This window comes from Paenibacillus sp. SYP-B3998 (genome assembly GCF_010820665.1).
In the GTDB taxonomy this organism is placed as follows: Bacteria; Bacillota; Bacilli; order Paenibacillales; family NBRC-103111; genus Paenibacillus_E.
This window is the reverse complement of sequence record NZ_JAAIKC010000002.1, coordinates 183,696-210,414: the sequence shown is the minus strand read 5'-3', so window position 1 is coordinate 210,414 and position 26,719 is coordinate 183,696. Positions and strand designations below refer to the sequence as shown.

Annotated in this window: 29 protein-coding genes, 1 riboswitch and 1 other annotated feature; of the genes, 26 read left to right on the top strand and 3 right to left on the bottom strand. The window is 44.9% G+C overall.

Going from position 1 to position 26,719, the window contains the following annotated elements; genetic code table 11:
• The first annotated feature begins 79 nt into the window (after positions 1–79).
• The 11 genes from lysA to ytfJ all read left to right on the top strand — a co-directional run bounded on the left by lysA (position 80) and on the right by ytfJ (position 9,793).
• Positions 80–1,411, top strand: a complete 1,332-nt coding sequence (gene lysA / locus GK047_RS08965) for a diaminopimelate decarboxylase (protein ID WP_163944422.1) — start codon at positions 80–82, stop codon at positions 1,409–1,411.
• 222 nt (positions 1,412–1,633) lie between these two features.
• Positions 1,634–2,065, top strand: a complete 432-nt coding sequence (locus GK047_RS08960) for a peptidylprolyl isomerase (RefSeq protein ID WP_147948164.1) — start codon at positions 1,634–1,636, stop codon at positions 2,063–2,065.
• A gap of 227 nt (positions 2,066–2,292) precedes the next feature.
• A riboswitch (FMN riboswitch) is annotated at positions 2,293–2,476 on the top strand.
• Between the two features lie 235 nt (positions 2,477–2,711).
• Positions 2,712–3,818: a bifunctional diaminohydroxyphosphoribosylaminopyrimidine deaminase/5-amino-6-(5-phosphoribosylamino)uracil reductase RibD gene (gene ribD, locus GK047_RS08955; RefSeq protein ID WP_346010308.1), complete on the top strand. Its 1,107-nt coding sequence runs from the start codon at positions 2,712–2,714 to the stop codon at positions 3,816–3,818.
• Between the two features lie 42 nt (positions 3,819–3,860).
• The gene (gene ribE / locus GK047_RS08950) at positions 3,861–4,529 is read left to right on the top strand and encodes a riboflavin synthase (protein ID WP_163944420.1); all 669 of its coding nucleotides are present in this window, start codon (positions 3,861–3,863) and stop codon (positions 4,527–4,529) included.
• A gap of 76 nt (positions 4,530–4,605) precedes the next feature.
• Positions 4,606–5,832 (top strand): bifunctional 3,4-dihydroxy-2-butanone-4-phosphate synthase/GTP cyclohydrolase II, encoded by a 1,227-nt coding sequence (locus GK047_RS08945; protein WP_163944416.1) that lies wholly within the window; start codon positions 4,606–4,608, stop codon positions 5,830–5,832.
• Between the two features lie 35 nt (positions 5,833–5,867).
• Positions 5,868–6,338 (top strand): 6,7-dimethyl-8-ribityllumazine synthase, encoded by a 471-nt coding sequence (ribH, locus tag GK047_RS08940; RefSeq protein ID WP_163944413.1) that lies wholly within the window; start codon positions 5,868–5,870, stop codon positions 6,336–6,338.
• Positions 6,338–6,979, top strand: a complete 642-nt coding sequence (locus GK047_RS08935) for a site-2 protease family protein (protein ID WP_163944410.1) — start codon at positions 6,338–6,340, stop codon at positions 6,977–6,979. The genes ribH and GK047_RS08935 overlap by 1 nt, the downstream gene beginning before the upstream one ends.
• Positions 6,980–6,995: 16 nt before the next feature.
• Positions 6,996–7,790, top strand: coding sequence for a segregation and condensation protein A (locus tag GK047_RS08930; RefSeq protein WP_163944407.1), 795 nt, complete (start codon positions 6,996–6,998; stop codon positions 7,788–7,790).
• Complete coding sequence (gene scpB / locus GK047_RS08925; RefSeq protein ID WP_163944404.1) at positions 7,774–8,373, top strand: SMC-Scp complex subunit ScpB; 600 nt, start codon at positions 7,774–7,776, stop codon at positions 8,371–8,373. The genes GK047_RS08930 and scpB overlap by 17 nt, the downstream gene beginning before the upstream one ends.
• A gap of 77 nt (positions 8,374–8,450) precedes the next feature.
• Positions 8,451–9,167 carry a DUF2953 domain-containing protein gene (locus tag GK047_RS08920; RefSeq protein ID WP_240343881.1) on the top strand — a complete coding sequence of 239 codons (717 nt, stop codon included), beginning with the start codon at positions 8,451–8,453 and terminating at the stop codon, positions 9,165–9,167.
• 125 nt (positions 9,168–9,292) lie between these two features.
• On the top strand, positions 9,293–9,793 hold the full coding sequence (ytfJ, locus tag GK047_RS08915) for a GerW family sporulation protein (protein ID WP_163944400.1): 501 nt from the start codon (positions 9,293–9,295) through the stop codon (positions 9,791–9,793).
• Positions 9,794–9,843: 50 nt separating this feature from the next.
• Here ytfJ and GK047_RS08910 read toward each other — a convergent pair whose 3' ends face one another.
• A complete protein-coding gene (locus tag GK047_RS08910; protein ID WP_481855952.1) occupies positions 9,844–11,139 on the bottom strand; it encodes an ArsB/NhaD family transporter in 1,296 nt (431 codons plus the stop codon).
• A 236-nt stretch (positions 11,140–11,375) separates the two neighbouring features.
• On the opposite strand from GK047_RS08910, the gene GK047_RS08905 reads away from it, so the two are divergent.
• From GK047_RS08905 to GK047_RS08865, 9 genes are all read left to right on the top strand, one after another.
• Complete coding sequence (locus GK047_RS08905) at positions 11,376–12,569, top strand: D-alanyl-D-alanine carboxypeptidase family protein (RefSeq protein ID WP_163945273.1); 1,194 nt, start codon at positions 11,376–11,378, stop codon at positions 12,567–12,569.
• A gap of 12 nt (positions 12,570–12,581) precedes the next feature.
• A complete protein-coding gene (locus GK047_RS08900; RefSeq protein WP_163944398.1) occupies positions 12,582–13,181 on the top strand; it encodes a nucleoside recognition domain-containing protein in 600 nt (199 codons plus the stop codon).
• 6 nt (positions 13,182–13,187) lie between these two features.
• Entirely contained in the window at positions 13,188–13,721 is a 534-nt protein-coding gene (locus tag GK047_RS08895; RefSeq protein WP_163944396.1) for a spore maturation protein, read from the top strand.
• A 96-nt stretch (positions 13,722–13,817) separates the two neighbouring features.
• Positions 13,818–14,564, top strand: coding sequence for a pseudouridine synthase (locus tag GK047_RS08890; RefSeq protein WP_163944394.1), 747 nt, complete (start codon positions 13,818–13,820; stop codon positions 14,562–14,564).
• 83 nt (positions 14,565–14,647) lie between these two features.
• Entirely contained in the window at positions 14,648–15,187 is a 540-nt protein-coding gene (locus GK047_RS08885) for a redoxin domain-containing protein (protein ID WP_163944392.1), read from the top strand.
• A 129-nt stretch (positions 15,188–15,316) separates the two neighbouring features.
• On the top strand, positions 15,317–16,981 hold the full coding sequence (gene resB / locus GK047_RS08880; protein WP_163944389.1) for a cytochrome c biogenesis protein ResB: 1,665 nt from the start codon (positions 15,317–15,319) through the stop codon (positions 16,979–16,981).
• Entirely contained in the window at positions 16,978–18,237 is a 1,260-nt protein-coding gene (gene ccsA / locus GK047_RS08875; RefSeq protein ID WP_346010307.1) for a cytochrome c biogenesis protein CcsA, read from the top strand. The genes resB and ccsA overlap by 4 nt, the downstream gene beginning before the upstream one ends.
• A 35-nt stretch (positions 18,238–18,272) precedes the next feature.
• Positions 18,273–18,986: a response regulator transcription factor gene (locus GK047_RS08870; protein ID WP_163944386.1), complete on the top strand. Its 714-nt coding sequence runs from the start codon at positions 18,273–18,275 to the stop codon at positions 18,984–18,986.
• 1 nt (position 18,987) lies between these two features.
• Entirely contained in the window at positions 18,988–20,874 is a 1,887-nt protein-coding gene (locus GK047_RS08865) for an ATP-binding protein (RefSeq protein WP_163944383.1), read from the top strand.
• 129 nt (positions 20,875–21,003) lie between these two features.
• On the opposite strand, the gene serA is transcribed toward GK047_RS08865, so the two are convergent.
• Positions 21,004–22,584 carry a phosphoglycerate dehydrogenase gene (serA, locus tag GK047_RS08860; protein WP_163944380.1) on the bottom strand — a complete coding sequence of 527 codons (1,581 nt, stop codon included), beginning with the start codon at positions 22,582–22,584 and terminating at the stop codon, positions 21,004–21,006.
• Positions 22,585–22,658: 74 nt separating this feature from the next.
• Positions 22,659–22,889 (bottom strand) — a binding site (T-box leader).
• Positions 22,890–23,128: 239 nt separating this feature from the next.
• Here serA and GK047_RS08855 point away from each other — a divergent pair.
• Complete coding sequence (locus tag GK047_RS08855) at positions 23,129–23,452, top strand: rhodanese-like domain-containing protein (protein ID WP_163944377.1); 324 nt, start codon at positions 23,129–23,131, stop codon at positions 23,450–23,452.
• Between the two features lie 40 nt (positions 23,453–23,492).
• On the opposite strand, the gene GK047_RS08850 is transcribed toward GK047_RS08855, so the two are convergent.
• Complete coding sequence (locus GK047_RS08850; protein ID WP_163944374.1) at positions 23,493–24,413, bottom strand: hypothetical protein; 921 nt, start codon at positions 24,411–24,413, stop codon at positions 23,493–23,495.
• Between the two features lie 90 nt (positions 24,414–24,503).
• Here GK047_RS08850 and GK047_RS08845 point away from each other — a divergent pair, with 90 nt between their 5' ends.
• From GK047_RS08845 to GK047_RS08825, 5 genes are all read left to right on the top strand, one after another.
• Positions 24,504–25,112, top strand: a complete 609-nt coding sequence (locus GK047_RS08845; RefSeq protein ID WP_163944371.1) for a CPBP family intramembrane glutamic endopeptidase — start codon at positions 24,504–24,506, stop codon at positions 25,110–25,112.
• Entirely contained in the window at positions 25,109–25,309 is a 201-nt protein-coding gene (locus GK047_RS08840; RefSeq protein ID WP_163944368.1) for a hypothetical protein, read from the top strand. The genes GK047_RS08845 and GK047_RS08840 overlap by 4 nt, the downstream gene beginning before the upstream one ends.
• Before the next feature lie 319 nt (positions 25,310–25,628).
• Entirely contained in the window at positions 25,629–25,802 is a 174-nt protein-coding gene (locus GK047_RS08835) for a hypothetical protein (protein ID WP_163944366.1), read from the top strand.
• Positions 25,803–25,813: 11 nt separating this feature from the next.
• The gene (locus GK047_RS08830; protein ID WP_163944364.1) at positions 25,814–26,431 is read left to right on the top strand and encodes a hypothetical protein; all 618 of its coding nucleotides are present in this window, start codon (positions 25,814–25,816) and stop codon (positions 26,429–26,431) included.
• Between the two features lie 14 nt (positions 26,432–26,445).
• Positions 26,446–26,718, top strand: coding sequence for a copper amine oxidase N-terminal domain-containing protein (locus GK047_RS08825; RefSeq protein ID WP_163944361.1), 273 nt, complete (start codon positions 26,446–26,448; stop codon positions 26,716–26,718).
• The last annotated feature ends 1 nt before the right edge of the window (position 26,719 follow it).

Genomic DNA, 26,719 nt, shown 5'->3' with positions numbered 1-26,719 from the left:
TACTTTAAATAGTAATGCATACGAAGCTATATCGTGAAAATTATACAATAGATGTATAGAGAGAAGGGAAATCATAGCGATGTATTTACACGGTACGAGCAAAATAAATGATCAAGGGCACCTCCAAATCGGTGGCGTTGACGCGACGCAGTTGGCCGCTAAATATGGAACGCCTTTATACGTATACGACGAAGCGCTTGTACGTCAACGCTGTAACGAATTTGTTGAGGCCTTCAAGGCATCCGGTTTGAAATTTCAAGTTGCCTATGCAAGTAAAGCATTTTGCGTCATGGCGATGTGCCGTATTGTAGAGGAAGAGGGCATGTCACTCGACGTTGTTTCCGAAGGCGAGCTGTTTACTGCGCTCCAAGCAGGTTTCCCCGCAGAGCGTATTCATTTCCATGGAAATAACAAGACAGTGGAAGAGATCGAAATGGCGATTGAGGCCAAAATCGGCTGCTTCGTTGTTGACAACTTTATCGAGCTTCATATGCTGGATGCCATAGCTGGCGAGAAACGCCAAAAAGTTAAAATTTTACTGCGTATTACGCCAGGTGTTGAAGCGCATACGCATGAATATATTTCGACTGGTCAAACAGATTCCAAATTCGGCTTTGATTTGGGTAACGGCACTGCACTTCGCGCGATTCAAGAAGCTTCTCAATTGAGTAACTTAGAGCTTCTAGGGGTACATTCCCATATTGGTTCTCAGATTTTCGAGGTTGAAGGCTTTCACATGGCGGCTGAGAAAGTAGCTGGTTTCGCCGTGGAGGTTCGCGCTCAAACAGGCGTTACGTTCAAGGTCATTAACCTTGGCGGGGGCTTCGGTATTCGCTATGTGGAAGGGGATACTCCGCTTCCTGTAGCTGTATATGTTAAAGCAATAACGGATGCGATTAAGGAAAACTTCGGCAGCAACGATTATCCGCTGCCAGAGATTTGGACGGAGCCGGGGCGCAGCATCGTAGGTGATGCAGGTACTACGCTGTACAGTATAGGTACGACCAAAGAGATTCCAGGCGTTCGTAAATATGTGGCTGTTGATGGCGGTATGACTGACAACCCGCGCCCTGCTCTCTATGAGTCGGAATACGAGGCCATGCTGGCAAACCGTGCAACCGAACAACCAGATGAGGTTGTCTCCATCGCAGGTAAATGCTGTGAGAGCGGCGATATGCTGATTTGGGATCTGAAGCTGCCTAAGGTTAGCAAAGGCGACCTTCTGGCGGTCTCTTGCACAGGTGCTTACAACTATGCGATGGCAAGCAACTACAATCGTATACGTCGGCCAGCCGTTGTATTTGTGAAGGACGGACAAAGCGATCTTGTTGTCAAACGCGAATCTTTCGATAACCTCGTGAGTAACGATGTAATTCCTGCGAAAATGAAAAAAGTAATCAGCACTGTTTAAGCGGATAACGTTAAAGAAATGAAGAAGGAAACCTCGAGCCTAGCTCTTGGTTTCCTTCTTCATTTCGGATAAATTCCAAGTCGAACTCTCTTTGCAGGGGGAATGAGGAGGACTTTTGAACATGAAGTGAATGCTGGATTCATCAGCCGATTATGCTCGGTTTGTGAAATGGATGAATTCATAGTAGAATAAGATATTATTGTCTAAAGGAGTGGACCACACATGGCCAAACAAGCACATATTAAACTCGCAGGCGGAGGAGAAGTTGTTATCGATCTTTTCGAAAATGACGCTCCTAATACGGTTGCCAACTTTGAAAAATTAGCAAACTCCGGTTTCTACAACGGACTTGTTTTTCATCGCGTTATTCCAGGATTCGTAGCACAAGGTGGATGTCCATCCGGTTCAGGAACTGGTGGCCCAGGCTACCAAATTAATTGTGAAATTAATCCGAACAAACATGAGCGCGGCTCTCTAGCTATGGCTCATGCAGGCAGAAACACTGGCGGAAGCCAATTCTACATCGCCTACCAACCACAACCACATTTGGATGGACAACATACTGTTTTTGGTAAAGTGTCCAAAGGGATGGAGTTTGTTGATGGTTTTAAAGGCAAAGACCTTATGGAAAAAGTAGAAGTTGTTGAAGTTTAATTCATTGTAAACACTTGAGAAGAGCCTGTTGATTCCAAACGATCAATAGGTTCTTTTTTTGTTGACATCAATAAATCCGAGTTATTTAATATAAAAACTATGAAATAAATGCTGGAGGTAAAAAAGCCCTTGCTTTTTCTAGTTGTGAATGATAAATTTTTCATTATGAAAGTAATTTTTAGTTACTGACTAGTAATTAATTACTTTCTTCTTGAATGTAAAACAATGCAAACCTTCGGGGCGTGGTGCAATTCCACACCGGCGGTAATTTGACTAGCGGTACTTGTTTGCTGCTAATCGATAAGTCCGTGACCCGTTTTGAAGCTAGCGGTACCTGATGCACAGCTTCGCTACGGCTGATCCGGTGTAATTCCGGAACCGACAGTATAGTCTGGATGGGAGAAGGAAAACGCGAACAGATAGATTCGCTATGCATGGTTGTTCATTTTTTCACGTAAACAAAAATTCGGCAGGTCTGCTCTTTTGAGCGATTGCGCCGTTGTTGTTTGATGTGATCAAAAATGTGGCAAGCAGGTATGGATGAAGCTTTTTCGTGTTATCTAAACAATCTCTGGCCCCTATCCGATACACGGAGGGGCCTTTTTGCATTCAAATTCCTGTGTTAGCAGGGTGAGGCGGTGAAACAGTGCACGTGATAAATGACGAAGCCTATATGCGCCTTGCGCTGCAAATTGCACAGAGCGCTCTAGGACAGACGGGGATCAATCCTGTTGTTGGATGCGTCCTTGTGAAGAATGGACGCATTGTAGGAATGGGTGCACACCTTAAGCGGGGCAAAGGCCATGCGGAAGTTTTAGCGCTGCAGATGGCTGGGGAAGAGGCGAAAGGCAGCACGGCTTATGTTACACTAGAGCCATGTAGTCATTTCGGAAAGACACCCCCGTGCAGCGACCGACTCGTAGAAGCCGGGGTGACGCGTGTCGTTGTAGCGGGAACCGATCCGAACCCGCAAGTTGCCGGTTCGGGGATTGGAAAGCTGCGCGCCCATGGCATTGATGTGAGTGTTGGGCTGCTCGGGGAGGAAGCCGCTTCGATGAACGAGGTGTTCAATAAATTCATCGTTACGCGAATGCCGTTCGTAACGCTCAAGACGGCAAGCACGCTAGACGGCCGGATCGCCTCGAAGACAGGCGACAGCAAGTGGATTACTTCCGAAGCGTCTCGGGCCTTTGTGCACACCCTGCGCCATCGGCATCAGGGTATCATGGTCGGCGTTGACACCGTCATCGCCGACGATCCGCTGCTGAGCGCCCGCGGAGACGTGCCGGCTGTGCAGCCGGTACGGATCATCGCGGACTCGCAGCTGCGAGTCCCGCTGGACGCCCGTGTGCTGCAGGAGCAGGATCATCAGCCGACGATCCTGCTCGCGAGCGCGCAAGCGCCCGCAGAGCGCCGCGCTGCGCTGGAAGCGCGCGGCATCGCGGTTCTTACCTGCGGGGACGGCCCGCAGGTGGATCTCATGCACGCCATGCGCCAACTGGGCGAGCGAGAGATCGGCTCCATCCTGCTCGAGGGTGGCGGCAGACTAAGCGGCGCTATGCTGGAGCAGCGGCTGCTTGATAAGCTGGTGCTCATGTATGCGCCCAAAATAATTGGCGGCGGCAGTGAAGCGCCATCGAACTTCAACTTTACAGGCTTTGCGAAGATGGCCGACGCCATAAGGCTAGACCGGGTAAAAGTGGAGCAGTTTGGTTCGGATATCTGTTTGACGGGTTATCCGAAATACACGTAAACCGTAGGTTTGTGAATGTGTTCTTAGGAATGGAGGATTTGCATGTTTACCGGAATTATTGAAGAGATCGGCCATATGCGTCGCATCCACAGTCAGGGACAAGCGATGGTGCTGACGATTGGCGCTAAGCGAGTGCTTGAGGATGTTCATCTTGGAGATAGCATTGCCGTGAATGGTGTTTGCTTAACGGTGATTGCCTTTGATGCAGAATCCTTCTCCGTGGATGTCATGCCTGAAACGTATCGCAAAACGAATCTGCGTAAGCTGCTAAATGGCACTCGCGTCAATTTGGAGCGGGCTATGGCCGCTAACGGTCGTTTCGGCGGTCATATCGTGCAGGGCCACGTGGATACGACAGCTACAATCCTCTCCCGCTCACCCGAAGAAAATGCGGTTGTCTACCGGTTCGCTCCGGAGAATAAGGAGATATTTAGATATATCCTAGCTGGTGGTTCGATTACGATTGACGGCATCAGTCTTACCGTAGTAAGTGTGACGGAGCACGATGCTGCTGTATCTATCATTCCGCATACGCTGGCGCAGACGGTTCTTCATGACAAGAAGGCTGGAGATACCGTTAACATTGAGTGCGATGTTTTAGGCAAATATATGGAAAGACTTCTTCGTTTCGGTCCGTCAGGTGAGGGAGATAGCGGAAGGAAGCCGCGTGCTTTATCAGAAAGCTTTTTGGCGGAGCACGGCTTCATGTAATAGTTAGCCATACCGAAAGCGATGACCTTATCTCCCGTTACAAGTTCTCAAATAAAAATGTTTAGGAGGGGTGAAAATGGCAGAGGTGCGTTTTAATACGATTGAAGAAGCTCTTGATGATTTAAAACAAGGTAAAGTGATTATAGTAGTGGATGATGAAGACCGTGAAAATGAAGGGGATTTTATCGCGCTTTCGGATAAAGCGACTCCTGAAGTTATCAATTTTATGATCAAAGTAGGTCGTGGGCTTGTGTGCGTACCGATTACGGAGGAACGAGCGCAAGCGCTAGACTTACCTCCAATGGTAGCAAGAAATACGGACTTTCATGGAACGGCATTTACGGTTTCAGTCGATCATATCGGGACAAGCACGGGAATCTCCGCTCATGAACGTTCAGCCACTGTCCAGGCATTGATCGATCCCCAAACAAGACCGCAAGATTTTCGTAGGCCTGGTCATATATTTCCTTTGATCGCCAAAGCAGGAGGGGTACTGCGCAGGGCAGGACATACAGAAGCGGCCGTAGATCTTGCCACCATGTGTGGATCTTATCCCTCTTCAGTAATTTGTGAAGTGATTAAAGAAGATGGCACAATGGCGCGTGTACCTGATCTAATGGATATTGCCGCGCAACATGAGCTGAGCATCATTACCATTAAGGAATTGATTCATTATCGTAATCAGCAGGAGAAATTAGTTAAGCGAGAAGTTGAAATCAGCCTGCCAACTGATTTTGGTACCTTCAAGGCGATTGCCTATACGAACCAGTTAGACAACAAGGAGCACGTTGCGTTGGTGAAGGGAACGCTAGACCCTAAGCAGCCGACGCTGGTTCGTGTTCACTCCGAGTGTTTGACGGGTGATGTCTTCCATTCTCATCGATGTGATTGCGGGCCACAGCTTGATGCTGCATTAAAACAGATTGATGAAGCAGGCTCAGGTGTATTATTATATATGCGACAGGAAGGTCGAGGTATCGGTTTAATTAATAAATTGAAAGCTTACGCGCTGCAAGAGCAGGGATTTGACACGGTTGAGGCGAATATTAAGCTTGGCTTTGCTCCAGATCTTCGGGATTATGGCATCGGAGCGCAGATTTTAAAAGATCTTGGCATTCGCCAGCTTCGCCTTTTAACGAATAATCCTCGCAAAATTAAAGGTCTCGAAGGTTATGGTCTAGAGGTCGTTGAGCGCGTGGCGATTCAAATGGAAAGTAAAGAACATAACTTAAGTTATTTGCAAACTAAAAAGCAAAAGCTTGGACACATGCTGGAATTTCAAGACTCTGGCAGCGGCATTTAAATAAACATTCCAAATAGGGAAAGGTAGAAACTCACATGCCAAACATTTTTGAAGGTCATTTAGTCTCGCAAAACTTGAAATACGGAATCGTTGTAGGTCGGTTCAATGAATTTATAACTTCCAAACTTTTGGGAGGGGCACAGGACGCATTGAAACGTCACGGTGTACAAGACGACGAAGTGGATATCGCTTGGGTTCCAGGCGCTTTCGAGCTTCCGTTGATTGCTCAAAAGATGGCGGAAAGCGGTAAATACGATGCGGTTATTACATTAGGTACGGTTATTCGCGGCTCAACGCCACATTTTGATTATGTGTGCAGCGAAGTGGCTAAGGGAGTCTCGGCAATCAATTTGAAAACAGGTATTCCGACTATTTTTGGCGTGTTGACGACGGATTCCATAGAACAAGCGATAGAACGTGCGGGTACGAAAGCTGGTAATAAAGGTTGGGAAGCGGCCGTTACAGCGATCGAAATGGCGAATTTGACTAAACAATTCTCTTCTTAATGCTGTCTTATTTTCATCTTGAAACACTGCTTCCTAGGTTGTTCGCCTTTCTGATTGCGATGACGTTGCATGATGCAGCACAAGCGGGCACTGCTTGGCTATTGGGAGATCGAACAGCCAGGGACAGCAAACGATTATCGCTAAACCCCTTGGCACATATCGATGCCTTGGGGCTAGCCATGATTGTGTTTGGACCATATGGTTGGTCCAAAAAGCTTCCGTTAGATGTGACCCAATTTCGAAGACGGCCTAAACTGTCTCTTACTTTCGTTTATTTGGTAGGGCCTTTAATGAATCTCTTACTTGTCTTTTTCTTTTGGTGGTTGTATTTCTTTGCTCCGACCTGGATAGGCAGAGGCGTAGAGACAATTGCTGTGGAGGAATGGCGAGTCTATTTGCAGTATTGCGTTATTGTTAATCTTATGATGGGTATGATCCACCTATTACCGTTGTACCCGCTAGACGGTTGGTTTGTGGTGCGGGGGCTTGTTTCGGATCGGAATCGCCCGTGGTTTGAACGAAATGAATACTATGGTCTTTTACTAGTTCTTATCCTAATGATAACACCGATCGGTCAGTGGGCACTGGCACATATTTATCCACTAGCTGCACAAATTGTGATGAACTTATTTTCACTTTGACAAGGGGGAAAGCTGAATGAAAGTCACTTATAAGCTCGAAGCGTATGAAGGCCCCCTTGATCTATTGCTGCATCTGATTGATAAAAATGAACTCGATATTTATAATATACCGATTAAAGACATCACGGATCAGTACTTAGCTTATGTACAGGCTATGCAGGAGTTGGAGCTTGATGTAACTAGCGAATTTCTCGTCATGGCGGCTACGCTTTTATCTATTAAAAGTAAGATGCTGCTGCCTAAACCGCCTGTTATTGAATTTGATGATGAATATGATTACGGTATGGATGATGATTTAGATCCTCGTGCCGAGCTCGTTGCGAAGCTGATTGAATACCGGAAGTATAAATCGATAGCAGACATGCTCCGTGATAAAGAAGTGGAGCGAAGCTTAATTTATACGCGCGAGCCGGAGGATTTAACCCCTTTTAGACCGGTTGTACACGAAAACCCAGTAGAGGGGCTTGACGTAGCGGATCTACTCATTGCTTTCCAACGTACTTTGCGCAAATTATCAAACCGTAATGTCATTGCAAAGATCCGAAGAGATGAAATTTCCGTGAAAGACCGCATGCGAGAAGTCGTAGACCTGCTCAAATTTAAGGGTGGCAAGCTGCTTTTTTCCAAGCTATTCGATTATGAAATGACAAGGGAAGAAATTGTTATCACGTTCTTAGCCTTATTGGAATTAATGAAAATGAAAAAAGTGACGTGCTTTCAGCATCAGCTATTTGAAGATATCGTCATTCAAGCCAAAGAGGAGGATTCTGCAATTGACACTCAATTTTCAACAGATGAAATCAATTATTGAAGGATTGCTCTTCGCCTCGGGCGACGAAGGCTTGGATGCCAAGCAATTGGCTGAAGTGTTAGAGCTTGACTTACATTTAGTAACCGATTTACTCCGTGATATGAAATTAGATTTCAAACGCAAAGGCCGCGGGGTACAAATTGTGGAAGTGGCCGGAGCTTACCAATTGACTACACTAGCTGCCCATGCGCCTTACTTTGAGCGGCTTGCCTATACACCTTCACGATCCTCTCTTTCGCAGGCAGCATTGGAAACATTATCGATTGTTGCTTATAAGCAGCCAATTACCCGGGTAGAAATTGAAGAAATTCGTGGAGTGAAGTGTGACCGCGCTTTGCAAACGTTAACGGGAAAAGATCTTATTGAAGAAGTCGGTCGAGCTGATGCAGTGGGGAGGCCTATACTCTATGGAACATCCAAGCAATTTCTGGAATACTTCGGCTTAAGCTCCATCCAAGAGCTTCCCGATTCTACCAGCTTCCAAGGGAATTTGGATTTAGAAGAAGAAACGCGGATGCTGTTCGATCGTTTAGGTGATCAAAAGCAAATCACTTTTGAAGATATGGATAAACGCGGCGAATAATGGTACATACTAACTCCAATGGCGAGAAGACTCTTCTTGCAGTGGAGTTTTTTTGTTTAGGAGGGATCAACGCGTTGATGTTGTTTGGGGTAGGGATGGTCGTTCTTGTGATCTTGTTTATGCTTATCGTCGTGATGAGCAGTTTTATTCGCGGTGAGTTTTATTTTTCTAGGGTTAAGGATAATGACACGTTATCTGTGGAAATGCGAGCTTTGTTCGGGCTGGTCAGGTACCGATATGTCATTCCGATTATTCAGTTTAAAGGTTTCGGTCAGGGTATTATGATTAAATCAGAGACGGTTACGAAATCGAATTCGAAATCGAAATCGAATGCGGAACTCAAGGATGCACAGAAAGAGCATATCACCAAAGAAAAAATTATTTCTTTTTATAAAAAAGCTAAAATAGCACTCGTCAATACGCTCCATTTGTACGATTGGATGAAGATGACCTTAGCTAAAGTCGAATGTACCGAGTTAAGATGGACCACACGGGTCGGCGTTGGAGATGCTCCTGAAACAGCAATCACCACTGGAGCGATTTGGGCAATTAAATCATCCCTTCTTGGTTTTGGAATTCAATATATCAAGCTGCAGACGAAGCCCATGATTGATGTTGTTCCACAATACAACCAAATGCATTTTGACACAGAGCTGCGTGCAGCTGGCCGTATCCGTGTCTGGTTTGTTTTGTTAGCAGGTGTTCGGTTAGTGGTTAGAGCGGCCAAGGTGAAAGGAGGACTGCGTGCTTGGATCCAAATTTTGCATAAGACTAGACCCAAAACCGTTTCGTGATGCTAGAAGTCGTACATAAGGGCAAACCCGTGAGGGCATTCTAAAAAAGAACCATTATTGCTCTTTCAAGCTTATGATTCCGATGCCAGTTTTTCTGGCCAAAAACGATTAGGAGGTAGATAACGATGTCAGAACATCCGATCCAAGGGTTAATGAAAGTTGCGATGGAAAACATCAAAGAGATGGTTGACGTGAATACCATTGTCGGGGATCCGGTTGAAACGCCAGACGGCAGCGTCATTATGCCGATTTCCAAAGTAGGCTTCGGGTTTGCTGCTGGTGGAAGTGAATTCGTCACGGATTCAGAAATCGAAATACAAGGTGGCTCCCTTGACAAAAGCGATGCAATTAACGCTAAGGTGGCACTCCCTTTCGGTGGAGGTAGTGGAGGCGGGGTATCTATTACACCTATTGCTTTTTTGGTAGTTGGTAAAAATGGCGTGAAAGTGGTTCCGTTGGATAACCAAACGCATATACTGGAGCGCTTGATTGATTCAGCGCCACAAGTTGTGGATAAAATCCAGAGTATGATTAAAGGGTTAAGCGCAAAAACGCCAACGAGTGGCTTAACTACTTCGGGGTCCAGCAATGTGACAAATATCGAAAATCAGAACTTTATTGTTTAGCATTAATTAAAATGGAAAGCTGTCCTCGCGGACAGCTTTTTTAGTGTGGCTTACATCAAATATCTGAAATATACATAGATCTGAGCAAGTAGAAGAGAAACAAGCGTTATGGGTACACCTATTTTTAGGAATTCAAAATAACTGAAGCTTTTGCCCTCTTTAGCGGCGAGTCCAGCAACAATGACATTGGCAGAAGCTCCAATGATAGTGCCATTTCCTCCTAGGCACGCGCCTAGTGCGAGAGACCACCAAAGTGTAGTAACTTGGGGAGAATCCACTGCTAAACCGAGAGCATCTGCCATGTCTTTGATTAACGGGATCATCGTGGCGACGAAAGGGATATTGTCGATAGTGGCTGATGCAATCCCTGATCCCCATAAGATAAGAATAGAAGCTGTCCCAATATTCCCCTCTGTGACGTCCAAAGCTTTCATGGCCAAATCTTTGATCAAGCCCACTTCTTGAAGACCTCCTACTAAGCTAAACAAGCCTGCGAAGAAGAAAATCGTTACCCATTCTACCGAATCAAAAGCAGTTTCGACTTCATGTTCTTTGAGTCCGAATATCATGAGGAGAATGGCTCCAGTTATTGCCACGACCGCAGCATCCACATGAATGATGGCGTGGAGCATAAAACCAATTATTGTAAGTCCCAAGATGAGTAATGATTTTTTCATCAAAACAGGATCTTGTATAAAGTCGCTCTCCCTCATATTCATTAATTTGGCTTGAAGCTGAGGGTTTGGTTTTAATTGACGCTTATAGATCCAATAAAGAATGAACAGCGTAACTCCCATAATAATAACTGTTATCGGAGCAAGGTTAAGTAAAAAAGCATTGAATGTTAGGTGTGGATTGGCCGAACCAATCATGATATTAGGTGGATCTCCGATGAGCGTTGCTGTGCCGCCGATATTAGAAGCCATGATTTCCGCCATTAAAAAGGGCACCGCATTGACTTCCAAGATTCGTGTTATGGCAAAAGTTACGGGCACGACGAGTAGCACCGTAGTTACGTTATCCAAAAGCGCAGAACCGATGGCTGTTAAGGTTGCCATGATTAATAAAATACGCAGGGGATCGCCTTTCACTAGTTTAGCCGCACGAATGGCTACGAACTGGAAGACGCCGGTTTTGTTCGTTATGCCTACGAGAATCATCATCCCGATTAGTAGGGTAATGGTTCCCCATTCAATATAATGTTCAAAAGCTTTGTGAACATCAAGGATGCCCGCAATGATCATGATCGCTGCCCCCAGCATGGCGATAACGGCGCGGTTCACTTTTTCAGAAATAATCAATGCATACGTTATTAAGAAAATAAGTAAGGCTAGCCAAGTCATCATGTTTCTCCTCCTTTGTATGTCGTGTTAGTTTGCACGGAGAACCCAAAAAAATGCAAAAAGAGCCCGCGTTGGCAGGCTCCTCCGGTAATCTCCATATGAAATTCTTTCTCATTATACCGAGTGTATGATGGTTTGTAAATAACAAGACTTGGACATATCCCAATTGGAAAAGCATATACTTGTACAAAGTTTTGTCTGATCAATACGTACAAGTTCTTTTGCCTAGGAGGATTATGATGAAAAAAAAAGTCAGGATTACAATAATGTGGACAGCATTCGTGTGCTTACTTTGCGCTCCACTGGGACAAGTGGAGGCAGCCCCGCCTGTCGTGCATGCTAATGCTGTGGGTGCATCTCTTATCGACGTGGAGTCAGGACGCATCCTATATAGTGAAAAAGGGGACGTGCCCATGCGTATAGCCAGCTTGACCAAAATTATGACGGCCATCGTAGCCATCGATAATGGCAAGTTGACGGATACGGTCAAGGTTAGCAAAAATGCGTTCGGTAAAGAAGGTTCTTCTATTTATTTGAAGCTGGGTGAAGAGATGCGCTTACACGATATGTTGTATGGGCTGATGCTGCGTTCAGGGAATGACGCCGCAACGGCAATCGCTGAGCATGTTGGGGGAAGTGTGGAGGGCTTCGTCTATCTGATGAATGAAAAGGCGAAGATGCTTGGAATGACCCATTCGAACTTTATGAATCCGTCAGGGTTAGATGAAGGCGAGGGCCATCGTTCGAGCGCAAATGATATGGCAAAGCTCACTGCTTATGCATTGAAAAATCCCATCTTTCAAGAAATTGTTAGCACCAAGGTGAAAAAAGTCCCGAATCCTAATGAAAAATGGGATTACACGTGGTTGAATAAGAATAAGATGCTTTCTCTTTTTGAAGGCTCCGATGGCGTCAAAACGGGGTATACCAAGCTGGCCAAGCGTTGTCTCGTGTCCTCGGCTACTCGTAACGGGCAGCAGCTTGCCGTCGTTACGCTTAATGATCCGAACGATTGGGCGGATCATTCAAGTTTGCTGCAGTATGGCTTCAAATATTATCCGCTTCAACAAGTCGCGAATAAAGGTGATGCGATTGACGGTAATCCTTGGGTTATTGGTCATTCCTTCTCCTACCCATTAGCGGAAGGTGAAGCGGCCTCACTTAGCAAAAAAGTAGTATTAGTCGATCCCTTATCCACGGATTATCGCCTGGGCGAAAGAGGGAGCTTACAGTACTTTCTAAATAAGAAGCTCATACAGACGGTCCCCTTGTTCGATAAAACAAGCACGCGTATGCAAGCGGCGGATCAGTCGACCTTTAGCTTTAAGGTAGGGAAGCCCTACAAAGAGACACTCCTTACACGTTATCAATTGATTTGCAGCATGATGATACATAAGATGTTCAATTTCTCTGAGACGGAATGGCTAGATTAGGGGGCTGCTGAAATGGTGAACTGGATATGGTTATTTTTTATTGTTGCGGGTTTCATTGTTGCAGCGTTAAGCGGTAATGTGGAAACGGTAACCCAAGCAGCTTTTGATGGCGCTAAGAGTGGAGTTACCGTATGTTTCGGGTTAATTAGTGTACTGGTCTTCTGGCTTGGCATGATGCGTATCGCGGAGGATGCAGGCATTCTAAGCAAACTAGCGGTTCTGCTTCGCCCATTCGTGCGCTTTCTTTTCCCCAGCATACCGAAAAATCATCCAGCGCTTGGCTACATCATGTCTAACATGAGCGCTAACGTCCTAGGCCTAGGGAATGCAGCGACGCCTATGGGCATCAAGGCTATGCAGGAACTGCAAAAACTGAATGGGGACAAGGATACAGCAAGTCCAGCAATGTGTACACTGCTGGCTTTAAATACATCAAGCATCACGCTAATTCCGACTACGTTGATTGCCATTCGAATGAATTATAATTCCGTGAATCCGGCTGAAATCGTGGGTACCACGTTAATCGCGACTGCGATTTCAACGGCTGCGGCTATTTTGGTAGATCGTTGGTATCGGAGGTCTCGCTCGCCCATTCCTCCATTGAAAGGATGATTATGTATGTATGCCTTCGTCTCACTCCTGTCTGCTTGGGCAATACCTGTTATGATTGTCTTTATCCCTTTATACGCTGCCTATCGCAAAGTTCCGGTCTATGAGTCTTTTGTAGAAGGGGCGAAGGAAGGTTTTGACACTGCAATTAAAATAATTCCACATCTTGTTGGGATGATGGTAGCTATATCTGTCTTTCGCGCATCGGGTGCGATGGATATTGTGCTTAGCTGGATGAGGCCTTTATTTGAAAGTATGGGCATCCCAACTGAAGTGCTTCCACTTGCCATTCTAAGGCCTATTACAGGCGCGGGTTCTCTGGCTTTCACAACTGATCTCATCGAGCAATTCGGCCCTGATTCGATGATTGGGAGGATCGCTTCAACCGTACAGGGCAGTACGGATACGACGTTGTATGTTGTGACGGTTTATTTTGGAGCAATTGGCATCCGTAAAGCGGGCTATGCGCTAAAGGTAGGACTTATTTCTGATCTTGTAGGATTCGTTGCCTCTATTGTGATTTGTTATCTAGTTTTCACTTAATGGCTCCATTCTGGGGTGAATATGCCTCGAACACGCTTCATACACTTGTGATTTACTATTAACTCCGTTATCATTAGCATGAGGTGAAAGCGGATCATGGAAAGACTGCAAAAAGTATTAGCCGAAGCGGGGATCGCGTCCCGCAGGAAATGCGAAGAAATTATCACGTCCGGGCGCGTACAAGTGAATGGGGAAGTCGTCACGACGCTTGGCGTGAAAGTGAACGCATCGGAAGATGAAATTAAGGTCGATGGTCGTACAGTCGGCCAACAAAAGAAAATTTATGTCATCTTGAATAAGCCAAAGGGTGTTATTACAAGTGCGACAGATCCTGAAGGGCGCAAAGTAGTGACGGATTTCTTACCTGGCATTAGGGAACGCGTCTACCCGGTCGGACGACTGGATTATGATACGGAAGGGTTACTCCTTCTGACCAACGATGGAGAATTTGCGCACTTATTAACACATCCGAAGCATCACGTTCCGAGGACTTACCAAGCTACCGTCAAAGGAGTTCCGCACGGAACACTGCTTGAGAAGCTTAGAATTGGCGTTCAGTTGGATGATGGCATGACCTCTCCAGCTGAAGTGGAATATGCGGATGTGAATCCAACGAAAAATGAATCCATTATTGAAATTACGATCTACGAAGGTAGGAATCGACAAGTAAGACGTATGTTTGAGTCGATTGCTTTCCCTGTAATTAAGCTTAAACGCATTAAGTTTGGTCCGATCTTTCTTACTGGCTTGCCAAGAGCGAAGTATCGTCACCTGACGCCGAAAGAGGTAGAAGAGCTTAGGGAAGCAGCGCTCCAGACACATAACGTTCAAAAAGGCCAATAAAGAATTGGCCTTCTTTTCGTTATAATGGACATATAAACGTGCCGAAATTGGCTAACAATGTTAATAAGTGAAGGTGATCAAACATGGGTAGAAATAAGAAATGGGTACAGATGGCCATATTTGCTGTCGTGCTTATTATTGGTGTGTTTACGATTATTACGAATTTGTCGGCCTCGGATAGTAAGAAGTATCCACAAGTCGGTGATAAAGCTACGGAGTTCAGCTTAATTGGTCTCGATGGCAAAACCCATGAGTTATCGGATTACAAAGGGAAGCCTCTATTAATTAATTTTTGGGGAACTTTTTGTCCGCCATGTAAAGAAGAGATGCCTGCACTCCAAAGGCAATATGACAAATGGAGCCAGCAAGGCGTTGTCTTTCTCGAGGTTAACGTCGATAAAAATAAAGTCACGGTTCAGAGCTTCATGGATCAGTACAAGCTGAATATGCCTGTATTGCTAGATGCGAAGGAACAGGTGCGGAAAATGTACGGGGTTATGGATTATCCGACAACCTTCTTTATTGGAGCGGATGGCAAAGTTGAAGTGAAAAAGATAGGCCAAATGTCCGAGTTGTTTATCGATGAGACGCTTACTAAGCTAGTTGCGAAAACGAAGTCTTAACTTGGGTAAGTGTGATAAGAAGGATTTACAAATGAAAACGCTTTTGATATTAGTTACACTGGAGTAAAATGCCGCTTACTGCTTACGAAGCAAGCGTTAAGTGGAGGCACTATGCTTAGGAGGTTCATCATGTTTCACAACACCAAATGTGATTGCGGGCATCAGAATCCAACCGGCACCTCACTCTGCGAATCTTGCGGTAATCCGCTAGTCGATGTGGATGGCAGAGATTTATTGGAGATGCGATACGACGGGATGGCTCGCCGTTCACAGAAATCCAACCCTTCCGTACTGGATAAAGTCTGGAATTTCTTTTCTTCGGTTAAAATAGCGGTATGGATCATCATATGGACGGTTGTCGCTTCAGCAGTAGGCACAATTTTCCCGCAAGAAAATACGTTCTTAGATATGGATCCTGCGCAGTACTATGCGCAAAACTATGGAACACTGGGTACCATTTACCATTTTCTCGGATTTTCGCACACCTTTAGCTCGTGGTGGTTTATCACGCTGTTGTTTATGATTGGGACATCACTCGTTATTTGTAGTTTGGATCGAGTCTTGCCGCTTTATCGTGCACTGTCTAAACAGCAAATTCGTAAGCACATCAATTTTTTAACTAGGCAGAAAGTGACTTACGTAGGCAAATTACCGGATCAAACGGATGAGGAAGCCTGGACAAGCCAGCTTGGCGTGCTGCTTCGCAAAAAAAATTATCGTGTACATACGGATGGAACGGCGCTCCTTGCTGAAAAATACCGATTTAGCCGCTGGGGGCCCTACATTAATCATATTGGCCTCATTATTTTCCTGTTGGGAGTTTTAATGCGCAGTATCCCTGGCTGGCATATGGATGAATATATGAGCGTTCTGGAAGGGGAAACCAAACAAATTCCCCATACTTCCTATTACTTGAAAAATGAGAAATTTACGCTTGAGCTCTATGATGACAAGGATCTGCCGGCAAGTATTAAGGAAAAGGGACAAATCGTTCCAAAAACCTATGAAACCAAGGCAGTTCTGTATCACTGTTCAGCGAACTGCGAGGATTCTTCGAAAGAACCAACGCTTGAAGAAGTTCATAAAGCTGATATCACTGTAAACCATCCGATGGATTACAAGGGTCTGCAAGCTTATCAATTCGATTACAAAGCATCGCCTATGCTGATTTCAGTAAAACCTGCTCTTACCAATCCTCAGACTGGTGAATCGTATGGAAGTTTTGACTTACCTATGAACAATCCGAAGGATGAATATACGGCGGGTCCTTATAGGCTCAAGCTCAAAGGTTTTTTTCCGGAATTCGGACTGGATGATAAAGGACAGCCAATAAGTAAGTCGAATGAACCTAAAGCGCCTGCTTTTATTTTTAGTATTACGGGACCTGGTCTTGCAGCTAGCGGAGAGCCTTATATGTATTTCCCAAGACAAATTGACAAGGAATCGTTTTCGCAGGATGCGATTAATGGAGCTATCAGCCAAAAGCTGAAGATTGCTGTAGGATCAATGGAAGGCGTTCAATTCGCTCAATACACAACCTATTTGAATATTCGTATCGACAAAGCGATGCCCTATATATGGGTAGGCTCTGCGATATTTATGATTGGCGTCATTATGGGCTTCTATTGGCAGCACAGACGCATTTGGATTCGAATTGATGATGGAATGCTCACGCTCGGAGGTCATACCAATAAAAATTGGTTCGGTCTTCGCAATGAGGTGGCAGCAGCTCTTAGTAAGAACCACATAGACGTGTCACCTAAATCTTTAGATAAAGGAGGGACCCCAGGGTGAATGTCAACTCTGTGAGCAGCACATTTTTACTCATTGCTTTTTTCGTCTACCTGCTAGCTTTTCTATTATTCGTCCTCTCCATTACCGGTAGGAAATGGAGTAATCGGGATCCTGAACAACATACGAAACAATGGGGCTTTGTCGCATTCATTGCTTCAGTCATAGGGTTTGCTTGTCATGTGACGTTCTTTTTTACGAGATGGGCGGAAGGAAATCATATTCCGACATCGAATATGTACGAATTCATGACCTTTTTGGGAATGATGATCATGTTCGCGTTCCTGATCGTTTATCTCATCTACCGTACACCTGTGCTTGGTGTATTCGCACTGCCGATTGGCTTTATCATTATTGCTTATGCATCTGTTTTTCCAAGTGAGGTACAGCCTTTAATTCCGGCCTTGCAAAGTTATTGGTTGAAGATTCATGTAACAACGGCTGCGACTGGCGAAGCTTTCTTCGCGGTAGGCTTTGCAGGTGGACTCATGTATCTGTTGAGAGCGGTCGATTACTCAGGAACATCGAAAACAGAGAAACGTGAGCAAAGAGGCGTGGAGCTTACCTTACTATTTATTTTGATATTAGTCGCTTTCATCGGCTCCATCTTTACCTTTAATGCTTCTGGCTATAAAGCTGTCTTCTCCAAGTCAGTGACTGTTACGGATGCGCAAGGTCAACAACAAACCAATGTGCAGAATGAAACTTATGTACTACCGCCAATCGTTAAGCCGCATGGCACTGAGGTGGTTGAAATGAAGCCGTTTCTTGGGATGTCGGAACCGCTTTTCACAGCCCCATCTTGGATGGAAGGCGCTAGTGCTGGACGTAAGCTTAACACCGTGATCTGGTCAATTCTTGGTGGTTTAATCTTATATGGCTTTGCTCGTGTGGTTGCGCGTAAACCATTAGGGGCGGCCATCGCGCCCATTGTGAATGGCATGGATCACGAAGATTTGGATGAAATTAGTTATCGGGCGATTGCCATTGGCTATCCGATCTTTACATTAGGTGCGCTTATTTTTGCCATGATCTGGGCACAGGAAGCTTGGGGACGATTCTGGGGCTGGGATCCTAAAGAAGTATGGGCATTGATCACTTGGTTGTTCTATGCCGTGTTTTTGCACTTGCGCCTGTCCAAGGGCTGGCAAGGCAAGAAATCTGCTTGGTTATCTGTTATCGGTTTCATTGTGGTCATGTTTACTTTGGTTGGGGTGAACCTTGTTATCGCAGGTCTTCACTCATACGCAGGTGTGTAGGGTTTGGAATAAAACACGAAAGGATGTGACGCTCCATGGAAATGAAAGCTAGCATTTTGGTAGTCGATGATGAAGAGCGTATTCGCAGATTATTACGTATGTATTTGGAGAAAGAAGGATATATCATTGAAGAGGCGGAAGATGGAGAGACTGCGCTTCGAATGGCTACTGATTCAGACTTTGACTTGGTGCTGTTAGATGTTATGCTGCCGGGGATAGATGGAATCGAGGTATGTGCTCGTCTTCGTCAGGTGAAGTCAACGCCTGTGATCATGCTTACAGCCAAAGGGGAAGAGACGAATCGTGTTAGTGGTTTCGAGGTTGGCGCTGATGATTACGTTGTTAAACCGTTTAGTCCGCGTGAGGTTATTTACCGAGTTAAAGCGATTTTACGTCGCTCTTCGGCAACGGCTTACTTATCTAAGGATGCTGGTTCGAGCAACAATATTGTTTTCCCGAATCTCGTTATCGAGCATGATGCACACCGTGTGACGGCAGGCGGACAAGAAGTGGCTTTAACTCCAAAAGAGTATGAACTTTTACATTATCTAGCTGTTTCTCCTGATAAGGTTTTCTCCAGAGAGGAATTATTGAAGGATGTTTGGAATTACGAATTTTTTGGAGATTTGCGTACAGTAGATACGCATGTGAAAAGATTGCGCGAAAAATTAAATAAGGTATCCCCGGATGCTGCCGCTATGATTACGACCGTCTGGGGAGTCGGCTATAAGCTAGAGGTGCCTAAATAACGTGTTTATATTCAGAAGTGTTGTAGGTAAGCTTTGGTTAACAATTATCGGCCTGGTTGCGGTTATACTGCTTATACTAGGCTTTTTTCTTGTTAATTATATGGAAAATTATTTCGCGCAAGCCAAGGATCAAACGGAAAATATGAAAAAATTAGCCGTTCGATTTTCTGATGAAGCATCGAGACATATGTATGATCAACAGTTTTATCAGTTAAGCAACGAGCTCTTAAGTTTTCAAGATGCGAAAATGCTTGTAATCTCGACGGATTTGAAGGAAATGGTGCTTCCGGTTATTACCGGAAGTGAACTGCCGTCGTTTCATGCGACTGATTTTTTTACGGATAATGAGCTTAATCAAGTATTTGCCGGCCAAGAGAAGGCGAAACAACTCAATAAATCCAACAATGGACGTTTTCATGCGGGAGTCGAGTATCTCGTTGTAGCTGTTCCGCTGAAAAATCCTCAAGGCGCTACTGTCGGTGCAACGCTGGTGTATCAGTCGCTTCAATCGTTGGAAGCTACCCAGAGTTACATGTTAAGGTTATTCGTCTATGTGTCCTTAGTTGGTTTCTTGATGACTACTTTCTTTGGGTTCTTCTTGTTCTCGCGCATAACCCGTCCGCTTCAGCAACTGAAAAAGGCGGCTGATTTAATTACACTTGGTCAATATGGCACGCGTGTTCCAATTGTATCCAAAGATGAGATCGGGGAGCTTGCGAAAACATTTAATCACATGGGTGAAAAGCTGCAGGAGAGCATCAAGGCCCTGAGTCAGGAAAAGGAACATCTGACAAGTATATTACGAAGTATGACGGATGCGGTTATTACACTAGATGCAGATGGATCTGTGATGCTTACCAATCCGCAAGGGGAGAAGATCGTTCAAGAGTGGAGCTCGATTGAGTGGTCTGACGATGAGGGGCTGAATCGCTTCAGCAAGCCGGATACTTCATTAGGTGATTGGGGACTAATGAGTTATAGGAACCCTGATTCTGAGCCAATTCCGATTCCTTTAATTCCGCTGTTCGAAGCCGTGGTGGCTGAATCCTCAGAGGCAGCTTCCAAGCTGCATGTACAAAATGGTGTTTGGTCGGTTGCGATGACGCCGCTTTATTCGCGAGACCAAATTCGTGGCGCCGTCGCCGTGCTTCGTGACGTTACGGAAGAGGTCCGCCTCGACAAACTGCGCAAGGACTTCGTAGCGAATGTCTCGCATGAGCTGCGCACACCGCTCTCGATGCTGCAGGGCTATAGCGAAGCCCTGCTCGATGATATCGCCTCCACACCCGAGGAACGCGAAGAGTTGGTGCAGGTCATTCATGATGAGTCGCTCCGCATGGGGCGCCTCGTTCGCGACCTGCTCGATCTGGCTCGGATGGAAGCTGGTCATCTCGAGCTTTACTTCAGGGAGGTCGAAGTCGACTCCCTGATCAAACGTATGCACCGCAAATTTTCGGTGCTGGCCAAAGAACGCAGCATCGTGTTGAACGCCGAGCTGCCAGAGCAGCCACTCATCCTTAAGCGTGGGGATGAGGATCGGCTTGAGCAGGTGCTAACCAACCTGCTCGACAATGCATTCCGGCATACCGCAGGCGGAGCGCGCATTACGATTAAAGCGGAGATGGCTACTTACAAGGATCAACAAGCAATTCGAATTGAGGTCACTGATGAGGGGAAAGGTATCCCTGCTGCTGACCTACCGTTTATTTTTGAACGTTTCTACAAAGCAGACAAAGCGCGTACACGCGGTACATCGGTAGGCACAGGGCTTGGCCTGGCCATCGTAAAGAACATCATTGATGCGCACCAAGGCAATGTGAAGGCACAGAGTGCATTGGGGCACGGAACGACGTTCACAATCTTGCTGCCCTGTGAACCTAAAATGTAATTGTCTGACAATTTAGACACATAAGAAGAGGCGTTTGCTGATGAAAATCACAGCAAACGCCTTTATTTTGTAGAATATTCAGACAAAATCTTGTTGTTCGTGAAACACTAAGAGGATTAGCATTTTAAATTAGATGGTTAAGGCACGTACGTTGACGATTTCTGTTTGCTTCGTAAGTTCAGCAAGTACTTCAGCACTTGCTGATTTGTCAATCGTCAGCACCATAATCGCCGATCCGCCGATCACTTTACGACCTACTTGCATCGTCGCGATATTCACATCGTTATTACCGAGTAGTGTACCTACGCGGCCAATAATTCCTGGTTTATCGTTATGTGAGATAAGAAGCAGATTGCCTTCTGCGGTGACATCAACTGGATATTGGTCGATTCGGACGATACGCTCGCCAAACCCTGCTAGTAACGTACCGGCAAGTGTTTTTTCTTCTTGTTTTGTTTTCACTGTTACCGTTACTAAGTTCGTGAAGCTGTTGGCCGTATTTGACTTCTGAACGACAATGTTCACGCCGCGGGATTTAGCTAAATGCATCGCGTTAACGATATTAATCGATTCTAGCTGATTCTCGAACACGCCTTTGACAATATACCGAGTCAGTGGACTTGTATCGACATCGATCAGATCACCAGCATAGTTTACGACGATTTCATACACGGCTCCTTGAGAAATTTGACCCAGAATGCTTCCGATTTTCTCGCCAAGCCCGAAGTAAGGTTGTAGTTTGTTAAGCACGTTAGCAGGCACAGGAGGCATGTTTACGGCATTCTTGTAAGGCTCGTTACGGAGGATGTGAAGGACTTCCTCGGATACGTCAATGGCGACATTCTCTTGAGCTTCTACCGTCGAAGCTCCAAGATGAGGCGTTACAATGACTTTAGGATTCGTAAGGAACGGATGGTCTTTTTGTGGAGGTTCCACTTCGAATACATCGAATGCTGCTCCAGCTACGATACCTTGATCGATTGCTTCAACCAATGCCATTTCATCAATGATACCGCCGCGGGCACAATTGATAATGCGAATCCCTTTTTTCATTAGATCGAACTGTGGTTTGCTAATGAGGTGGCGAGTCTCTGCTGTGAGCGGTGTATGCACGGTTATGAAATCTGCTTGTGCCGCAATTTCATTCACAGTCCCGAGTTTCACGCCGATTTTCTCAGCACGATCTTCCGTTAAGAAGGGATCGTAACCGATTACTTCCATACCGAATACTTTAGCTCGTTTCGCAACTTCGCTTCCGATTCGTCCCATGCCTAGGATTCCGAGTGTTTTATTACGCAGCTCGACACCGATAAATTTACGATCCCATTCGCCGCCAACAGTTTTCTTGTAAGCTTGTGGAATCATACGAGCTGTTGCCATCATCATGGCAAACGTAAGTTCGCAAGTTGCGATGGTGTTTCCATCGGGAGCATTGATTACAACAATGCCGCGTTTTGTCGCAGCTTCCAAATCAATATTGTCAACACCTACTCCGGCGCGACCGATTACTTTTAGCTTACTGCCGGCATTCATGATTTTCTCAGTGACTTTCGTTTGGCTGCGAACGAGGAGGGCATCATAGTCACCAATGATTGCCACAAGTTCATCTTCGGAGAGTCCAGATTGCTTAACAACCTCGACGTCGCTTGCATCATAAAGCATTTGAATTCCCATGTCGCTAATTGGATCAGATACTAATACTTTGTACATTGTTGTGTGCCTCCTTAGAATATGAACATAAAAAAAACTCCCAACCCCTCAGTTACAGACATATAGTCTGTAGCCAAAGGGACGAGAGATTGATTTCGTGGTACCACCCTAATTCGCTACCCGTTCACACGGACAGCCTCACTGGTCTTGCGACCTGGAACTGTAACGGGTTCCTATTCCGACTGCATCTACTTATTTCAATGCAATGACTCTGGAGTGCTCCGTAAAATGTTCGCTGCCGATTCGCACCTGCCATCGGCTCTCTGAAAGCTACTTTATTTACTTGGCTCCGTCAACGCTTTACTGTGTTATAGAATTTTCATAAGATTAACATGGGTTTGAAATTGTGTCAATACACGTCGAATCATTTTCACATGAAAGCCATATTTGAGCAAGGAGGTTTGGCTTGCATCCTTTTCGTTATTTATTTTATAGTATGCGTTAGGAGAATGCAATCCATTAAGCTTGGAAAAAAGCCTAATTTCGCTATTCTTCTCAATAAAAAAAAAATTTCATTGAGGTAATTCATTAAGGGAGGAAAATCATGGAGATAATGAATATCCAGCCGCATAAATTTCTGGAGGCACTAGATCAAAATCTTATAAAAGACAGCCTCATCGTAGATGTAAGAGAACCTCACGAATGGGAATTCTATCATTTAGATGAGGCTGTACTAATCCCTATGCAGCAATTTCCACATCGCTTAGGGGAGCTACCTGAAGACAAGGACATCTACCTCGTTTGCGCCCATGGCGTCCGCAGCTATCATGTAGCGGGATTTTTGCGTGAAAATGGCTTTGATCGCGTCATTAATATCGAAGGCGGCATGGCGGCCATCGGTATGCTACGAGGATTTCAATACGATTAATAAATAAAAAACCGGGCGCCTGAGCGTCCGGTTTGATTAATCAATTTACATCAGAGAAAAATGGAAGTTGGGGAAGCAATTCATTTGGATACCATTTAGCTTTGCCTTTTACGAAATCCCCTGATCTTACCGCATTTGTGCTTAGTAGAAGATCCATCATTTGGTTGACATCGTTAACATTCATTTTCTTGGCTTGTCCAGAAGCGATGAATTCATCGATGCGAATTGTTAAGTCTTGGGGATAAAAGGGTGAAAATGCTTTGTTTTTAAGTAATTTTGTAGTGATGTAAAGATTCTTCACATTTACATTCATAGCCCGCCATTGATCCAAGTTAGCATTGTTATTCGGATCGAAGGCTTCCAAGTCGTGATCAATGGTTCCGTTCCAAGCCACAATCGAACTGAAATAATTACTTTGCGCGGTTAGTGACTGTGTTTTCGCTTCTTGGAAGTAAGCGTCATTATCAATGGCTGCTAGAAGCTGGGAAGCGCTCATCCCGTTTGCTTTGCTTTGGTACGTTTTCAAAGTGTCTGCAAAAAGCTTAAGCCCTTTTAGGTATCCCTGATGAGACTGTACCAGAAGGGGGGAGGAAGCAGGCATGTTTTTACTCATCAACAGATTGTATTTCTCATCAGCGACTTTAGACAATTCCTTGAGAACAGCCGAAGCGTCTACTGCCGAGTTGCCAAGTTCGATCTGATTCATCTGTTCAAACCATTTATTCTGAAATTCCCTAAAGGGTAAAAAGATGGTATGGTAATAAGAAACCAAAACTTGTTGATCGTAGGCTCCAATTTCTTGGGCAGTGCCCTTGTCTGCATGCAAGATTTTGTCATACTTCTGATCCGATTTTTCTTGGCCGAGCCTTAAGCCGTAGAAGAAGGCGCCTAGTATACAAACAAGCATAAAGATAAACATGAGGGCGAATAAATAATCAGTGCGGGTCAGACGCTTATCCATAATCAAGCTCCTTATTCTCTCTTTTTCTTTTACTTAGTATAGGTGAAATAGCTAGAAAAGGGAATATGTCAAGAAAAGAGGGAAGCTTACATGAAAAAATTCGATTTCAAAAATATTCGCTTCGGCAAAGTGGATCTTAACGACTTAAATGATCGTACTTTGTTACTCAATTTATACATAACCCAGCTTCTTACGTTTATTATCGGAATTGTCATCGTTTTTTTTCAGAGCAATCATAAGATTCTTTCAATGTTTCATTTTGAAGGGGGATGGGCAATTCTCATTTGGGGTTGTTTATTCGCAGTTGTCGTGCTTGGTGTTGATGTTTTAATATCACGTTGGGTACCGAAGGAAGTATCTGATGATGGTGGAATTAATGAAATGATATTCGGTAATCGTGCAGTTTGGCACATTGCCCTTATTTCGCTCATCGTTGCCATATGTGAAGAGTTGCTGTTCAGAGGAGCCCTTCAATATTGGTGGGGGCCTTATTGGACGAGTATTGTGTTCGCAGCGATCCATGTCCGTTATTTACAGCATTGGTTGATGACAGGAATGGTTTTTGGAATTAGTTACGGTCTGGGCTGGATATACCAATATACAGGGAGTCTTTGGACGCCTATCATAGCGCACTTTATTATCGATTTTGTAATGGGTTGCATATTACGGTTTAGCAAGGAGGAAGAAAAAAGCTCATGAGCGTTGAAGATAGGGTTCCATTGCGGTCGGCGAAAATAACAAGTGCAACAGAAAAGGACGATACTTACCTGCCACCCCGTAAAGTGATTCATTCCTCTGAACAGGGAAAATGGACCCGAATTTTTTACTTAACTTTGTTTTGGCTGTTTGTCGTGTTAGTTGCAGGTTTAACCGTGTGGGGGATTCGTTATTCCTGAGGAATTCCGAGATATCCTAATTCTGTTTTTGTTGTTTAACCTTATTTAAGAAGCTATGATAGATTCATAGTTTCTATCCTTTGGGTATATGACGTATCCGGAAGGCTCTGTAGGCCTTTTAAGACCAGATATTGGCGTAACGATTAATTTAAGTGAAGGAAAGACGCCTGAATCCTTCCATTTTTATTTGAATGATACGGAAGTAAACCCAAGCTATGACCCCGTTTCTGTCAAATATGTATACAGGCCTGCGAGCCTTATAATCTCCCCCCAGGAGATTATAAGGCTCGCTTAGTCTTTTCATATAGCGAGCGCTTCTTTGCATGACGAAGACACAAGCCTTCAGGGTTATTTTGGTAAATCATTAAGTGATCGCTTGCAATATATGGGCTATTCACGCGCAAGCGGCGAGGACGTTGCTTATAATTCCGGTTCCCTTGTCGAGCTATTGATGATTTATTCGATGCGCCCTACCATTGATCACCATTCCTAATTCCTGGTTTAGTGGAAATTGGTGTCTTTAAAGAGGGGAATTATCATGTTCTCGAGTTTGGATTTTCAGAAGGAATTGCACCCGAATTAGTGGTTTCTCCGGGTCATCAGGATATTTATGCCCCAACATTATTTGATGGACACGAAGAGCCTGATCCAATGCGGATCCATTCGGGGAATGCCTACCCTGTAGGTTATCCAATCATGGCAATGGTGAATGGACCTGGTGTACAAAAGGTTAATTTGATTGAAGCAGAATTGAAAGACGAAATTGGAGCGGCTGTGCCATTTTTGATCAATTCTCCTGACAAAGACGACCATCTGGATACGGAAGTGATTCTCATGCCAACAAAGCCGCTGCAGCTAGATATGACCTATCAGGCAAGGGTTAAGTTGACTGCGACGATGAAGGATGGCACGATAAGACAATTTGATAAAAATTGGTCCTTCCGTACAGAGCCAAAAGTAGGTCTTGGTGTGTTGAAGCTCCATAAAGATGCGGTTTCTTATGCGATTCAACAAGCAAACTTCGGCTTAAACCATTCTCATACAGTTACTTTTGGTTTGTCAGACGATAACTATAAGCTTGATATGATATCATTTCCCATGAAACAGAACCCACGATTGTAGATGGAAGTTCTTTTTTGTACGTTCGTGATCTTGCAGCGGCATTTGGGGCCACAGTCGAATGGGACGATCAGCAAAAAGCAGCCATCTATAAAAAGAAAGAAAAGACAATCGTGTTCTACACGAATCGAAATTCTTACGTGATTAATGGGGTTGAGCACAAGGTGGACTCTGCGGCTCAACTCATTAATGAGACTACAATGATTCCTGTTCGCTTGCTATCTGAATCGTTGGGTGCGAAAGTCGATTATTTGGAAAACTCGCATACCGTTAGCATAAGCTATGAATAAA